Annotated in this window: 11 protein-coding genes; 9 read left to right on the forward strand and 2 right to left on the reverse strand. The window is 37.0% G+C overall.

Features of this window, described 5'->3' with window-relative positions:
• The first annotated feature begins 24 nt into the window (after positions 1-24).
• The 9 genes from A8143_RS03675 to queG all read left to right on the forward strand — a co-directional run bounded on the left by A8143_RS03675 (position 25) and on the right by queG (position 13,041).
• Positions 25-3,387: a TAT-variant-translocated molybdopterin oxidoreductase gene (locus A8143_RS03675; protein ID WP_066756454.1), complete on the forward strand. Its 3,363-nt coding sequence runs from the start codon at positions 25-27 to the stop codon at positions 3,385-3,387.
• Between the two features lie 38 nt (positions 3,388-3,425).
• A complete protein-coding gene (gene nrfD, locus A8143_RS03680) occupies positions 3,426-5,135 on the forward strand; it encodes an NrfD/PsrC family molybdoenzyme membrane anchor subunit (RefSeq protein WP_083261199.1) in 1,710 nt (569 codons plus the stop codon).
• 7 nt (positions 5,136-5,142) lie between these two features.
• The gene (locus A8143_RS03685) at positions 5,143-5,688 is read left to right on the forward strand and encodes a DUF3341 domain-containing protein (protein ID WP_066756457.1); all 546 of its coding nucleotides are present in this window, start codon (positions 5,143-5,145) and stop codon (positions 5,686-5,688) included.
• A gap of 68 nt (positions 5,689-5,756) precedes the next feature.
• Positions 5,757-6,509 carry a c-type cytochrome gene (locus A8143_RS03690; RefSeq protein WP_066756462.1) on the forward strand — a complete coding sequence of 251 codons (753 nt, stop codon included), beginning with the start codon at positions 5,757-5,759 and terminating at the stop codon, positions 6,507-6,509.
• 34 nt (positions 6,510-6,543) lie between these two features.
• Positions 6,544-7,770, forward strand: coding sequence for a quinol:cytochrome C oxidoreductase (locus tag A8143_RS03695; RefSeq protein ID WP_245676457.1), 1,227 nt, complete (start codon positions 6,544-6,546; stop codon positions 7,768-7,770).
• 27 nt (positions 7,771-7,797) lie between these two features.
• Positions 7,798-9,117, forward strand: a complete 1,320-nt coding sequence (locus A8143_RS03700; RefSeq protein WP_066756464.1) for a cytochrome c oxidase subunit II transmembrane domain-containing protein — start codon at positions 7,798-7,800, stop codon at positions 9,115-9,117.
• A gap of 47 nt (positions 9,118-9,164) precedes the next feature.
• The gene (locus A8143_RS03705) at positions 9,165-10,952 is read left to right on the forward strand and encodes a cytochrome c oxidase subunit I (protein WP_066756467.1); all 1,788 of its coding nucleotides are present in this window, start codon (positions 9,165-9,167) and stop codon (positions 10,950-10,952) included.
• A 131-nt stretch (positions 10,953-11,083) separates the two neighbouring features.
• The gene (gene ruvB, locus A8143_RS03710) at positions 11,084-12,103 is read left to right on the forward strand and encodes a Holliday junction branch migration DNA helicase RuvB (protein WP_066756801.1); all 1,020 of its coding nucleotides are present in this window, start codon (positions 11,084-11,086) and stop codon (positions 12,101-12,103) included.
• On the forward strand, positions 12,103-13,041 hold the full coding sequence (gene queG, locus A8143_RS03715) for a tRNA epoxyqueuosine(34) reductase QueG (protein ID WP_066756470.1): 939 nt from the start codon (positions 12,103-12,105) through the stop codon (positions 13,039-13,041). The genes ruvB and queG overlap by 1 nt, the downstream gene beginning before the upstream one ends.
• Before the next feature lie 384 nt (positions 13,042-13,425).
• Here queG and A8143_RS03725 read toward each other — a convergent pair whose 3' ends face one another.
• Both A8143_RS03725 and A8143_RS03730 read right to left on the reverse strand, forming a co-directional pair.
• Complete coding sequence (locus A8143_RS03725; protein ID WP_175437475.1) at positions 13,426-14,352, reverse strand: Omp28-related outer membrane protein; 927 nt, start codon at positions 14,350-14,352, stop codon at positions 13,426-13,428.
• A 10-nt stretch (positions 14,353-14,362) separates the two neighbouring features.
• Positions 14,363-16,015, reverse strand: coding sequence for a DUF6029 family protein (locus A8143_RS03730; protein WP_066756479.1), 1,653 nt, complete (start codon positions 16,013-16,015; stop codon positions 14,363-14,365).
• Positions 16,016-16,045: the final 30 nt, after the last annotated feature.

Below are 16,045 nucleotides of genomic sequence, written 5' to 3' on the forward strand. Positions count from 1 at the left end.
GATTAAAGAGGCTTATATATAGATATGGGAACAAATAGAAAATACTGGAAAGGTCTTGACGAATTAAATGAAACGCCGGAGTTCGTAGCTTCGACGAAGAATGAATTTCCGCAAGAATTAAGTGTTGACCAATTTTTAGCAGAAGATAAACTAAAAGAATCGTCTACAGGAAGAAGAGATTTCTTAAAGTTTTTAGGGTTTAGTGTAGCGGCAGCAACGTTAGCGGCTTGCGAAGCTCCTGTAATTAAAGCAGTTCCTTATGCTGTTAAACCAGAAGATGTAACACCTGGTGTTGCTAATTGGTATGCGTCAACTTATTATGATGGTGAAGCGTATAGCAGTATTCTAGTAAAGACTCGGGAAGGTAGACCAATTCATATTAAAGGGAACAAAGATCATGGATTTACAAGAGGAGCAACAAATCCTAGGATAGTTGGCTCTGTTTTGTCTCTTTATGATAGTGAAAGATTACAAAATCCAAAGATTGACGGTGCGGATGCAGGTTGGTCTAAGGCAGATAAAGAAATTATAAAAGGTCTTAAAAAGACAGTGAAAGCTGGAAAGAAAATAGTGCTTCTTTCTAATACAGTTATTAGTCCTTCTACATTATCAATTATTGAACAGTTTAAGGCTGAAGTTGGAGGAGTTAATCCTCAAGCAACTGCGGTAGAAGGTGAAGGTGGTGTGTTAAATGCAACACCTGCTAATACTAACATTGAACATGTGCAATATGATGCTGTTTCTTACAGTGGTATTAGAAAGGCGAATTTAGAGTCATTCGGGAAAGACATAATTCCTGATTATGATTTCTCTAAAGCTAAAACAATTGTTAGTGTTGGTGCAGATTTCTTCAATTCATGGGTTATGCCAGTTCAATTCATGGCAGACTATTTATTGACTAGAAATCCGGATAATGACTGGATGTCAAGACATTTCCAGTTTGAGTCCAATATGTCAATGACCGGTTCAAATGCGGATGTCCGTTCAATGATAAAACCTTCTGAACAAGGTAAAGTTTTAGCATTATTGCATAAAAAAGTAACTGGTTCAGCTGTACCTGGAATTAAAACAGAAGGGTTGGCTGAAGAGGTAGTTAAAAATATAGAACAAGCAGCGAAAGAACTAAAGGCTTCAAAAGGGGAGTCGATTGTAGTTGCAGGTTCTAATAGAAAATCAATTCAAGTAATTGTTAATTCGATAAATAGTGCTTTAAAGAACTATGAAGGTACAATTAACTTGAATGCACCAATTAACTTGTTCAAGTCAGAGGATGATAAAATGGATCAACTTGTGAAAGACATGAACGCTGGAAAAGTTGGCGCTTTGATTTCATGGGATACTAATCCAATTTATACTTATGGTAATTCTGCAAGTTTTAAAGCTGGTTTAGCAAAAGTAGGTTTAACGGTGTCAATGTCTAAATATGCGGATGAAACAGCAAGTTTATTCACCTATAATTGCCCAGATAGTCACGCTTTAGAAACGTGGAACGATTTTAATCCTAAAGGAGGGCATTATGCAATAGCACAGCCAACAATTCGCCCATTACATAATACACGTCCTGCAGCTGAATCTTTATTGGTTTGGGCAGGAATGGCAGAGCATGCTGGAAAAGATAGTAAAACCTATTATGAATTCATTAGAGGTTTGTGGGATAAATGGGGATACCAAATGGACAATGAGGGACACGATTCATTCCATACTTATTGGTCTGAAATGGTTCATAACAGTTGTACATCGGATAAACCAAAATCAGCATCTGCGATACCGTTCAATGGCGACTTGTCTAAAGCAGGTAAAGCTGAGAGTAAAATTAAAGGAGGTACTTGGGAGATTGCTTTCTATCAGAAGGCAGGAATCGGAACAGGTATTCATGCGAACAATCCTTGGTTGCAAGAATTACCAGACCCTGTATCTAAAGTGACTTGGGATAATTATGTAACAATGGCTCCTTCCGATATGGATGCCGCTGGATACAGTAAAAAATTAGGACAAGAACAAGCACAGAATGTAGTTGCAGTCCAAGTAGGTGAAAATTCAATAGAATTGCCAGTGTATCCTCAACCGGGTCAAGCTCCAGGTACAATTGGAATAGCTTACGGTTACGGTCGTGGTGAAGGAGGTGAGGCAATTGGTAAATCTGCTTACCAGCAAGAAGGAATTTATGGTGAAGCTTCAAAAACAATGATTGGAGCAAGTGCTTATAAACTAATTTCGAATAACGAATCAGAAGCGTTTGAAGCTTCTATTGCAGATACAGGTAAGACTTATATATTAGCGTGTACTCAAACACATGCAACTGTGATGGCAAGAAATTCCATCATGAAAGAGACAACTTTCAATACATATAAGAACGCAGACCCATCTGCTTATAATCATAGACATACATTACACTCAGGTTGGAATCATGACGTTGAGCTGACTGAAGAGTTTGATTTATGGGATGAACATCCAGTTGAGCACGTAGGACATCGATGGGCAATGACAATCGACTTGAATTCTTGTGTGGGTTGTGGTTCATGTGTAATCGCATGTAGCTCTGAAAATAATGTGCCTGTTGTTGGTCGGGATGAAGTTCGAAGAGGTAGAGAGATGCATTGGTTACGTATCGATAGATATTATGCTTCTGATAGTGAAGCAACAGTGGGTACTCGTAATCCAGACGATTTTAATGAAGGTGGTTTTGGTGCGTTAAAAAAGCCAGCTGAAAATCCTAAAGTGGCGTTTATGCCAATGATGTGTCAGCAGTGTAATCACGCTCCTTGTGAAACGGTTTGTCCAGTTGCTGCTACAACGCATTCCAATGAAGGTTTAAACCAAATGGCGTATAACAGATGTATCGGTACAAGATATTGTGCGAACAACTGCCCATATAAAGTGCGTCGTTTCAATTGGTTTAATTACCCTTCTTACCGCAAATTTACAGAAGTTAACCCTGCACAAGACGATTTAGGTCGTATGGTATTGAATCCAGACGTTGTTGTAAGAACGCGTGGTGTAATGGAGAAATGTTCATTCTGTGTTCAGAAAATACAGTCAGGAAAGTTAGTTGCTAAGAAAGAGAACCGTCCGGTTAAAGATGGTGATGCAATGACGGCGTGCGCCGATGCTTGTCCAGCTGATGCGATTACTTTCGGAGATTGGAATGATACGAACTCAGCGGTAAGAAAATCATCGGAAGAGAAGAGATCATACCAAGCACTTGAAGAAATAGGTGTAAAACCAAATATTTGGTACAAGGTTAAAGTTAGAAATGAAATTAATGCGGAGTTAGATGAAATTCAAACAGCGCATGGACATGGTGGTCATGATGATCATGGTGACGCTCATGGAGACGATCACGGCCATGGACATGAAGAGACGCATGAAACAACTAACCACCATTAATAGAATTAATATTTTTAGATAATACTAAAACGAAGCGAATGCACAAGGAATCTGCAATTAGAGAACCGTTAATTTTAGGTCACAAAACGTATCATGACATTACAGAAGACGTTTGTAGATCTATTGAAGGTAAAGCTCCAAAAGCTTGGTATATCTTATTTGGTATTGCACTTTTATTAGGGCTTTACGGAGTAGGATGTATTTTGTACTTGCTAGGAACAGGTATCGGTACTTGGGGATTAAACAAGACTGTTCAATGGGCCTGGGATATTACTAACTTCGTTTGGTGGGTTGGTATCGGTCACGCAGGAACGTTAATTTCTGCAGTACTTTTACTATTCCGTCAAAAATGGAGAATGGCAATTAACCGTGCTGCTGAGGCAATGACAATATTTGCAGTATTCATGGCAGGTTTATTCCCTTTAATTCACATGGGACGTCTTTGGGTAGGATACTGGGTAATGCCTATCCCTAACCAGTTCGGTTCTCTATGGGTTAACTTTAACTCGCCGTTACTTTGGGATGTATTTGCGATTTCAACTTATTTATCTGTAGGATTTGTATTCTGGTACATCGGTTTATTACCTGATTTTGCAACAATCCGTGATAGAGCTAAAAACCCTGTATCTAAAAAGATGTATTCAATTTTATCTTTTGGATGGTCAGGTAGAGCAAAACACTGGAATCGTTTTGAGATTGTTTCACTAGTTTTAGCAGGTTTAGCAACTCCTTTGGTATTCTCTGTTCACTCTATCGTATCTTTTGACTTCGCAACGTCTGTAATTCCGGGATGGCATACTACTATTTTCCCACCTTATTTCGTGGCAGGAGCGGTATTCTCAGGATTCGCAATGGTACAGACGATAATGTTAATTGTAAGAAAGGGACTGCGACTAGAAGCATATCTCCACACAAAACATATTGAATACATGAACATCGTTATTATGGTAACTGGTTCAATTGTAGGTGTTGCTTACTTAACAGAGCTATTTATATCTTGGTATTCAGGTGTTGAGTATGAATCGTATGCATTTATTAATAGAGCAACTGGTGAATACTGGTGGGCGTATGCATCTATGATGACTTGTAACGTAATTTCTCCTCAGTTAATGTGGTTTAAAAAATTAAGAACGAGTCTGTTGTTTACATTCTTTATTTCTATTGTTGTGAACATTGGTATGTGGTTTGAACGTTTTGTAATTATCGTGACTTCACTGCACGAAGACTTCTTACCTTCTTCTTGGAGTATGTTCCACCCAACTTGGACGGATATAGGAATATTCGTTGGTACAATCGGATTATTTTTTGTTTTCTACCTAGCTTTTGCACGTTACTTCCCGGTTCTACCAATTGCTGAGTTAAAAACAATATTGAAATCATCTGGTGAATCGTACAAAAACGGAAGTGCGCCGGTAAGAACAAGTCCATCTCCCTCTAAACCGAAAGTGATTGAAGAGTCAGTTGAAGTAGAAGAGGTTTCGAATGAAGAAAAAACAAATAGAATTTCTTCATTGATTGAGAAAATCGGTGCAGGTTCTGAAGAGAATAAAGATGACTTAAAACTGATTAGTGGTGTGGGGCCAAAATTGGAAGAGACACTTAATGAAATTGGAATCTATTCATTCGAACAAGTTAGTAAAATGACAAAAAATGAATACGATTTATTAGATTCTATTACAGGATCGTTCCCAGGAAGAGCAGAACGTGATAACTGGGCTGAACAAGCTAAAAACTTAATGAATAAATAAGAATCGCATGGCTGATAGAGTAATATATGCAATGTACGACGATGATGATGTGCTCATGGATGGTGCTAAGAAATTAGTGGCAGAAGGAGTTCATATTACAGATGTTTTTTCACCATTCCCAATTCACGGAATTGATCCGGTAATTGGTGTTAAACACACACGTCTTGGGATCGTTTCTTTTATGTTCGGTCTCTTAGGTATGACCCTTGCTGTGGTTGGGTTCAAGTATTTCATGATTGATAATTGGCCAATGAATATTGGAGGTAAGCCGAACTTTAGTTTATTGGAAAACTTTCCTTCTTTCGTTCCAATTACATTTGAGTTTACCGTTTTATTCGCTGCACATGGTATGGCTATTACATACTTATTAAGAAATAAAACTTTGCCAGGTATGCCTGCAGATAATCCTTATCCAAGAACAACTGATGACAGGTTTGTTATGGAAATTAGATTGTCTGAAAATGGTAATTTCTCCGCAAGTGAATTGCACGCAAAAATTAAAGAAACAGATATAATCGAAATTGAGGAAAAAGATTACGTAGTTGTAAAGTAAGCTCAATTAAAGATTTTAAGATAAGAATTTGTAAGGAACTTTTCCTTGGACACAGAAAGAGATAAACAATGAAACTGAAAGCTTTTAAAATACTAACAGTAACAGCATTCATCGCGACCGGAACCTTGGTTTCTTGTGTTGCTGATAGCAATGCTCCGGGATTGGAGTATATGCCGGACATGTATCGTTCGCCTGCTGTTGAAGCATATGTCGATTATGGTGAGGTTGAAGGGAGATACGATTCGGCTGCTCATAATTTAGTAGCGAATAAATTCTCATATCTTCCACCGGTAGGAACAGTGCCATACGCTGAAGGTGATAATTATATAGCACCTTATAATCATGGAGGACCAATAGGTGTCGATAAATCTCATGGATTATTTGAAGTAAAGCAAGATTCTTTAGGATTAGAAAATTCAAAAGCGGATATAAATCCAATTGCATATACTGACGAAGTAGCAAAAGAAGGTAAAGTTTTATATGAGCGTTTTTGTATTCACTGTCATGGTGAAAAAGGTGATGGCGCAGGTTCAGTAATCGAAAATTCTAACGGGAAATTTCCAAGACCAGGTGCTTATAAAAAAGAAATGACTGCTGGTGAGATGTACTATATTATTACATATGGTAGAAATGCTATGGGCTCTCATGCTTCTCAAGTGAATCCGGTTGAACGATGGAAAATCGTTCATTATATAGAGAAACTTGCAGGGAAAGATAAAAAAGTTACGGAAGAGAATACTGTGGCTGAATCTATAGTTGATTCAGTAATGGTAGAAGAGGTAGAAGCTATGGTTGATACATTGACCAATACAGCGCATTAAAAGAAATATAAATATTAATTAGAAAACGAGGTACATGGAATTTCAAATTTCAGCTAAAGCTAAAAAAACCATTTTCGGTGTAATTGGTGTCGGTTTGTTGGCATTTATAATCGGAATTGTTCAAAATATCGGTTCTGAGCAATTCGCAACACGATTGATGTCAAATTTATTAATTGATGGATTTTTCTTCTTTGCAATTGCGTTGGGTGCTTTATTTTTCCTAGCGTTGCAATATGCGACAGAGACTGGTTGGTCTGTGGCAATTAAACGAGTTGTGGAAGGCGTTGCTTCATACGTACTCGTAGGTATGGTAGTACTATTAGTAGTGTTCGGTATTTTAACTGTTACGGATGGAGGATTTTTTGGAGCTCTTACAAATCATGGTCATCATACAGGTCATATCTACCAATGGATGGATAGTGAGATCGTTGATCATGACCCTTTAATTCAAGGAAAAGCTCCTTTTTTAACAAAATGGATGTTTTGGGTATTAACGATTTTGTACATGTCAGTGTATTATCTCTTTTACAAAGGATTTAGAAAAAGAAGTTTACAGGAAGATTTAGAGGGGGGTACAAAAATTCACTTTAAGAACTTTGCTAAAGGAGCGTTATTTTTAGTATTGTTTGGATATTTTAGTTCAACTTCAACTTGGCACTGGTTAATGTCGATTGATGCGCACTGGTTCTCAACATTATACGGATGGTATATTTTTGGAGGTATGTGGTGTACTGCGATGACAACTATTATGCTTTTAGTACTTTATTTAAAAAAGCTAGGTCACTTAGAACAGGTAAACGGAAGTCACATTCACGATATCGGGAAATGGATTTTTGCTACTAGCTTCTTATGGTCTTATTTGTTCTTCTCTCAGTTCATGTTATACTGGTACGCAAATATTCCGGAAGAAGCCATCTATTTTGTTTTTAGAATTGAGCACTATCCAGTTATTTATTGGGGAATGTTCTTAATCAATTTCATCATACCGATGCTGGTATTAATGTCTGCAGATGCAAAAAGAAATTCAGGTATTCTAATGTTTGTTTGTATTGCAATTATTATTGGACACTGGGGTGATGTCTACATGTTGGTTACACCGGGTACAATGCAAGAACATGGAACAATTGGGTTTATGGAGATTGGTCTATTCTTAGCTTTTGCAGGAGTTTTCACATTCTTCGTTCTAAATACATTAACAAAGGCTCCGTTAATGCCAAAGAATCACCCGTATTTGGATGAAAGTAAACACCATCATATTTAATAGTAGCAAGATTAAAAGAAGTTAGAAATGGGAATGAAATTTGTTGTCTTAGTCGTAATCGTATTAGCTGTAATAGCTGTAGCTCAGATAATGCGTGTATATGAACTTTCTTCTAAGCTTAGAGGAAAGCGTGAAGAAGAGTTGAGTCTCAAAACGAATAATATCAATGCCTCTTTAATGTTGGTGTTCTTGTTAATATTTTTTGGGTCTTTCTTTTATATGTTGTTTGCCTACGGTCGAGGTATGTTACCGAACGCGGCATCTGAAATAGGTCAGGATATTGACTGGTTGTATAATGTGAACTGGGTAATTGTTATCTTCGTGTTCTTATCTACAAACACGTTACTTTTTGTGTTTTCATGGAAATATGCGTATGATCCTAACAGAAGAGCGCACTGGTTTCCACATGATAACCGTCTAGAGATGATTTGGACAATTATTCCAGCAGGTGCCTTAGCAGTAATTATCATTTTAGGTTTGATGACTTGGAACGAAATTACAGGTGAACCATCTGATGATGCTCAAATTGTGGAGATTTATGCAAAACAATTTGATTGGACTGCACGTTATTCTGGTGATGATAACAAATTGGGTTATTCTGACTATAAACTATTAGGTACTTTTGAAGATAGCGAGTCTGGAAAATCGTATTCTAACGCGCTTGGTGTTGTTTCGCACAATAGTATCAACTGGAGAGTGAAAGGGATCAACAATGAGATAGCAGAGCTTAAGGAAACAATAGAAAAAGAAGCAAATAATGAATTGGCTTTTTCTGAAGCACGAGTGAACCAAATGATTACTAAGGTTGAAAAATTGGAGCGAATTCGTGAGCGGGTACTTGACATGGTTGGTATGTATGATGATTCTGTTGTTAAATTTGCTGATGATGATTACATGGCAACGGAGTTATTCTTGGTAAAAGATCAAGAATATTACTTTGTTTTACGTTCGCAAGATGTTCTACACTCAGCTTATTTCCCTCATTTTAGAGCTCAGATGAACTGTGTACCAGGTCAAAGAACAACTCTTCGTGTTAAGCCTATCTACACAACTCAAGAAATGCGTGAGATTACTGGAAACCCTGATTTCAATTATATTTTAATGTGTAATAAAATTTGTGGTGTATCTCACTCCAATATGAAGATGGCGGTGACCGTGGGAACTCAAGAAGAATTTGATGAATGGAGATACACAGATGGTATTACTTCAATGGCATTGCCTGATACCATTTCTGCGCCATCAAATTTGAACATGGAGCGAATGAAAATGCCAGAGGCAGCGCATCATGGTGACCATGGTGATGACCACCATTCTGATGATCATGGTCATGAAAACGGAGGTCATTAATAGATTTAATAATAGCTTAGTAAAAAAATTATATAATAGATTAAATTATGTCAGCAGCAGCTCATACTGATCACGGACATCACAAGGAAAGTTTCATTACGAAATATTTGTTCTCTCAAGATCACAAAATGATCGGAAAACAGTTCCTCGTTACAGCTATATTTATGGCAATTGTAGCCGTAATTCTTTCCATTCTTTTTAGAATTCAATTGGCTTGGCCTGGAGAGAGTAATAGTGTTTTGTCTTTTTTCCTTGGTGATACTTGGGCACCAGATGGTGTTCTCGATCGCGGAATGTACTTAGGTTTAGTTACCATACATGGTACTATTATGGTTTTCTTCGTATTAACCGGTGGATTGTCTGGAACATTCTCAAACCTTTTAATTCCGTTACAAATTGGTGCGAGAGATATGGCTTCAGGTTTGCTGAATATGATTTCATATTGGTTATTCTTTTTGTCAAGTATTTTGATGCTTTATTCGTTGTTCCTAGAAACTGGACCAGCTTCTGCAGGTTGGACAATTTATCCACCACTTTCAGTTTATGAAGAAGCAATTCCAGGATCTGGTGCTGGTATGACGATGTGGTTAACTTCAATGACTATCTTTATTGCCTCGTCGTTGATTGGATCATTGAATTATATCGTAACAGTATTAAACCTACGTACAACAGGTTTAAAAATGACAAGATTGCCACTTACAATTTGGGCTTTCTTTGTAACGGCTATAATTGGTGTTCTTTCGTTTCCAGTATTAGTATCTGCAGTTGTGCTGATGTTGATGGATAGAGGATTAGGAACAAGCTTTTACGTGAATGATACAATCATTAATGGTGAAATTCTTGAGCAGTCAGGTGGATCTCCAATTTTATATGAGCATTTATTTTGGTTCCTAGGCCACCCAGAAGTTTATATTGTATTATTACCCGCACTTGGTTTGACATCTGAAATTATTTCTACAAATGCTAGAAAACCAATTTTTGGATATAGAGCGATGATCGGTTCTATCTTGGCAATTGCCTTTTTATCATTTATTGTATGGGGGCATCATATGTTCGTTTCTGGAATGAATCCGTTCTTAGGTGGTGTATTCGTTTTTACAACTTTATTGATTGCAATTCCTTCAGCAGTAAAGGTTTTTAACTATATCACCACGCTGTGGAAAGGTAATATTAGATTTACTCCAGCGATGTTGTTTTCTATCGGCTTGGTTTCATCATTTATTACAGGTGGTGTTACAGGGATAATACTTGCTGATTCAGCTTTAGATATCGCGGTGCATGACACTTATTTTGTTGTCGCTCACTTCCACGTTGTAATGGGATTATCTGCTATCTTTGGTATGTTCGCAGGTATTTATCATTGGTTCCCTAAAATGTACGGAAGAATGATGAATTCAAAATTAGGTATGGTCCATTTTTGGCTTACTTTGGTTTCAGCTTATGGGGTATTCTTTCCAATGCACTTTGTAGGAATTGGTGGTGCACCAAGGAGATATTATGATTACAGTGTCTATGAATTATTTGATTCCAACCAGTTCCAAATGATAATGGATTTAAATGTGGTAATATCGATTTTCGCAATAGTAGGTGGATTGGCGCAAATTATCTTCCTATTTAACTTCTTTTACAGTGCTTCTAAAGGTCAAAAGGCTGTTCAAAACCCTTGGAAAGGAAATACCTTGGAATGGACAACACCAGTTGAACATGTGCATGGAAACTGGCCTGGTGAATTACCTGTGGTACATAGATGGCCATATGATTATTCAAAGCCTGGCGCGGAAGAGGATTACATTCCGCAAACAGTGCCGTTGGCTCCAGGTGAAGAAGATCACTAAAAAAACATTGATTCTAAAAGCCCGCTTTAATAGCGGGTTTTTTTGTGCTTAAATTTTTCTTGTGTATAAGATTTCGTAGCGCTGGATTTTCACTTGAAAAATTCATCTTATCTTTATCTAAAATTAACAAGTTGGAATCATTTGATTATAGAGACGAGGAACAATTTTCGAAAGAAGCGGAAATTGATTATGTATTACGACCGAAATCGTTAAGTGATTTTGCCGGTCAAAAAAAAGTTACCGATAATTTAACAGTATTTGTAGAAGCTGCTAAACAACGTGAAGAGTCACTTGACCACGTACTTTTACATGGGCCTCCTGGGCTTGGTAAAACGACACTGGCTAACATTATAGCTAATGAAATGGGAGTTGGAATAAAAATTACCAGCGGTCCTGTTTTGGATAAACCTGGTGATTTAGCTGGATTGTTAACGAATTTAGAGGAAGGTGACGTTTTGTTTATTGATGAAATTCATAGATTAAGTCCAGTAATTGAAGAGTATCTATACTCTGCAATGGAAGATTTTATGATTGATATCATGATTGATACTGGGCCAAGCGCGCGAACGGTACAAATCTCATTAAATCCGTTTACGTTAATTGGTGCAACCACACGTTCAGGTTTATTAACTGCTCCTTTGCGAGCACGGTTTGGAATTAATTCACGTCTGGAGTATTATGATGTTAAGGTACTGTCAGGAATAATAAGTCGTGCGGCTGGTATTTTAAATGTAGAAATACATGAAAATGCGGCGATGGAAATTTCCAGAAGAAGTAGGGGAACGCCTAGAATTGCAAATGCACTACTACGTAGGGTACGTGACTTCGCTCAAATTAAAGGAAATGGCGTGATTGATATAGAGATAGCAAACTTCGGTTTGGAAGCTTTAAATGTTGATCAGAATGGCTTAGATGAGATGGATAACAAGATTCTTTCAGTGATCATTGATAAATTTAATGGTGGCCCTGTCGGTATGACCACAATAGCCACCGCTGTCAGTGAGAATCCAGGCACCATAGAAGAAGTGTATGAACCTTATTTGATTAAGGAGGGATATTTGATTCGAACGCCGAGAGGCAGAAAGGCCACCGAAAAAGCGTTTAAACATTTGGGTAGGAATTTAGGATATCACCAAAGTGGATTATTTTGATGGACACTGCTTTACTAACGAGAAAAATAAAATCGAAAGCTGTTGACTTAGGTTTTATTTCGTGCGGTATATCAAAGGCAGGATTTCTTGAAGAGGAAGCACCAAGATTAGAGCGATGGTTGAATGAAGGAATGAACGGTAAAATGGCCTATATGGAGAACCATTTTGATAAACGTTTAAACCCCACTTTATTAGTCGATAATGCTAAAAGTGTTATCTCGGTCCTACTCAATTATTTTCCAGAGAAAGATTTGTTTAAAAATGGTGATCTAAAGATTAGCAAATATGCTTATGGAACGGATTATCATTTTGTGTTAAGAGATAAATTAAATGAACTTTTACAGTCGATCGAAAAGTGGGTTGGTACGAAGCTCAATGCACGCTGCTTTACCGATTCCGCTCCTGTTTTGGATAAAGCATGGGCCCAGAAGGCAGGTTTGGGATGGATTGGCAAAAATGCTAATTTGTTATCGAAACAAGTGGGTTCATTTTTTTTTATTGGGGAAATTATTCTTGATCTGGATTTAGAATATGACGTTCCTGTTAATGACCATTGTGGGTCTTGTACAAAATGTATAGATGCATGTCCAACAGAAGCGATTATTAAACCTTATGTGGTGGATGGATCAAAATGTATATCGTATCTCACTATCGAGCTAAAAGATGAAATTATTCCGCGTCAATTTGCCGGCCAAATGGATGATTGGATTTTTGGATGCGATGTTTGCCAAGATGTATGTCCGTGGAATCGATTTTCAATAGCCCATAAAACACCAGAGTTTATGCCGCATGATAAGTTGTCAGAGACTGATTTTAATGAGATTACTCAAGATGTTTTTAATGAATTGTTTAGAAAATCAGCGATTAAAAGAACAAAGTTTAAAGGTTTGAAAAGAAATATCACATTCATTAATGGGCAAAAAAAAGAGGATGCTTAAACATCCCCCTTTCCAATTATTTTTTGAATGCGACCTGAAGAATTTTTGGGTACTTTTTTCCAAAGGTTTTTAAACACCACTCTTTAAATCCTTCAAGTTCGTCGGATTTAATCCACTTAAGCGCTTTAGAAAGCTCTTTTTGGAATAAAACCTTATCAAAACTAACTTTAACTAAGATTTCTTTGCACAATTCTAACATAGCTTGTTAATTTTAGGTTTAGGTAAATTTAGTCATAATTAAACGATCTTGCAATTAGTAAAACGTTAAATTATCAACAAGTATTTGCCAATAATAAAACGACTACCTTAGCTATTTATATACACGAAAAAAGGCAAAGAATATTTTCCTTGCCTTTGTAAAAAAATGTTAATTCTTCATACGAATTAAGGTTCCATAACATGCTTAATCACTTGCTCAACCTCGAAAGTTTCACGATTATAAACAACAATTAAAAAATGCATATTACTTGGATTTAAATCATCGGGTAAAACATGACTAAAATCATTTCTAATTCTAGTACCAGCAGAAATATCCTCACTAGCGAGAAGACGCCCCCAAGTTTCATCAAAAACATTTCCTCGGTGAATATCATGATGTACGTAAAACGTATCTGTAACTTCTAACCCTCCTTCAATACGGTATAGTTGGGGACTGACATAAGAATCTTCAATGATATAAGTAACGATATTAAAAGTCCCATTCATATCATTTAGAAATTCGGTGTCAGTGTGTAAATATACTCCTTTGGTCTCTGGGAAATAGGCCGATTTTGCTTGTATATTTACATTTAATTCAGAGGCTAAAACTTCTGAACTGATGTCTCCCCAATCACTCCAAGGAAAGAAAAATTTTCCATCTTCATTGGCCACACGACTTACATTTCCACTTGGGTTACCAAAAAAACCAATGCCCATTTGAAAAAATGTGCTAGCCATTTCTAAACCGATAGGATTGGTAAAATCTCGAGCGTACAATGCGTCTGTTTTTTGAAAATCACCATAGCCACCAACTTCTGCAGACCCATGAATTGCGGCGATAAAAACTCGATCAGGATTAGCATCTTTGATTTCTTCAGCTTTTGCCGCAGCTGGAGGACAAAAAGAACATTTATGACCAGTGTAATCCGCTATTAGTATATTTTTATCGGTATTGGGATTGTCGCCAAATTCAGGATATTCATAGTCTAAAAAATTACCCGGGTATAAACTCGTATCTAATTCAGATTCAAAAACGACAGGAAACTCAACCTTATCACACGATACGAAAGTTAGAGTTATTAAAGGGAAAATAATACAAATTAACTTCTTCATAAAAATCTTTTTAGAATGATTGAGTAAACGTAAATGTAAGACCATTTGTTGCCGGAACAGGACGACAAACTCCACCTACACATAAGATACCGGCACGTTGTTTCCCATACATAAACATAAACCTAGAGTTGTTATAAGTATAACCAAATGCTCCAAGAACATAATGGAGCTGCAGTTTTTCTTCGGGGTGCCCATAGTTATATTGATCAATAATAGTGAAGAACCAGTTAGGTGAAATCGTGTATTCAACTACTAATGTTGCCCAGTTACCACGGTCAGTTTTTGTAAATAAGCCCTGTAATTCGGTTCGAATTGTATGATTTTTATTGATTTTATAAGACAAGTCTAAAACGCCAATATCAGAATGTATATATCCAGTAGCAAGTTTTGTTATTGGATTTACATTATTGTTATACACAAAGTGGAAATAGTGAGCACTTGCTTTAAATTTCTTGTTTAACTTTCGAGTGACATGAAAGTTGAAATCAAAATTATAAACACTATCCGTCATTTGGAAAGGTTTAGCTGTATATGAAATTCGTCTTTTTTGCATGTCAGCATTGTCAGTGTTTCTCTCATATCCCGATGTCAAGGAAACATTCATATGTAAATCTGTACCGTATCGGCCGCCTAATTTTGTTTTCTTCGGAATTTTGTAGAGCACATCTAATTGGTAAGCTACCTCACCAAATAAGTTCGTACCGTAAGGATATAAAGTTCCTGCTAAGTTGTAAGTGTGGTTGTTGGAGGTAGCAGGTAAATAATTAATGAACGCTTGTGTTCCTTCGATTGTACGATCTGAACGAAACAAAATATTGTCTAATGATTTTGCCGTTAAAAGTATACCTAAACCTTTTTGAGAATAGCCAAAATTAATCAACGCTCCATGACCGGGATTATAAATATACCCGTTCAATTGCGTTGGATCATTTTCTTTGTAAATATATTCTCCATTGAGGTAAAAACGCTTATACTTCATGTCAATGCGACCACCATATGAACCTACGTTTTTAGGCAAGATTAACGTGTCGTTCGAAGCGGCTTGGTAGCGACTCACCAAACTCCCTCCAATGGTAATTTTAAAGTCTGATTGGTCAAAATTAGGAATGATACTATTGAGGTTGATTTCACCGTCAACACCTCTAATAATACCTTCTGAATTAACAAGGTTTCCTTCAATAAAATCTACTCGCTGTTTTCCCATTACACCTTTCAAAACGACACCATCAACTGGCGAAAATTTAATGCTAGCTCCATCCATCGCATTATCAAGACCTAAAGCCCTTTCTTCATAGGATCGCAAGATTAATCCACTTCCGAATTGCTCATAAAAATTTCCTGCTGTAACCGTAATGCGATCCCCCGCGTATTGGGCATAACGATACCCAATCCCTGTTCCAGTATAGAAATTTGGATAACCGGCAATAGAAGGTAAATAACTCTCGAACCGCGCTCCTGCACGAAATTTCCCGACCGAATAATTAACATTCATATATGAGTTCATAACGACCTTTTGTTCTGGTGCAACTGCACCAATCAAACTGTCATTATTAAGGTATTGAACGTTAGTTTCCATGTTTCCGGTAACATTTCCGCCTTTACCGAGTTGAGAATAGGCACCAAATACAATTAGTGTAAAAACACAAAATAGTAGGTTTTTCATAGGTTATGAATTAGCAATATATGGGTGATT

Source organism: Crocinitomix algicola (assembly GCF_001661595.2).
GTDB lineage: Bacteria > Bacteroidota > Bacteroidia > Flavobacteriales_D > Crocinitomicaceae > Crocinitomix > Crocinitomix algicola.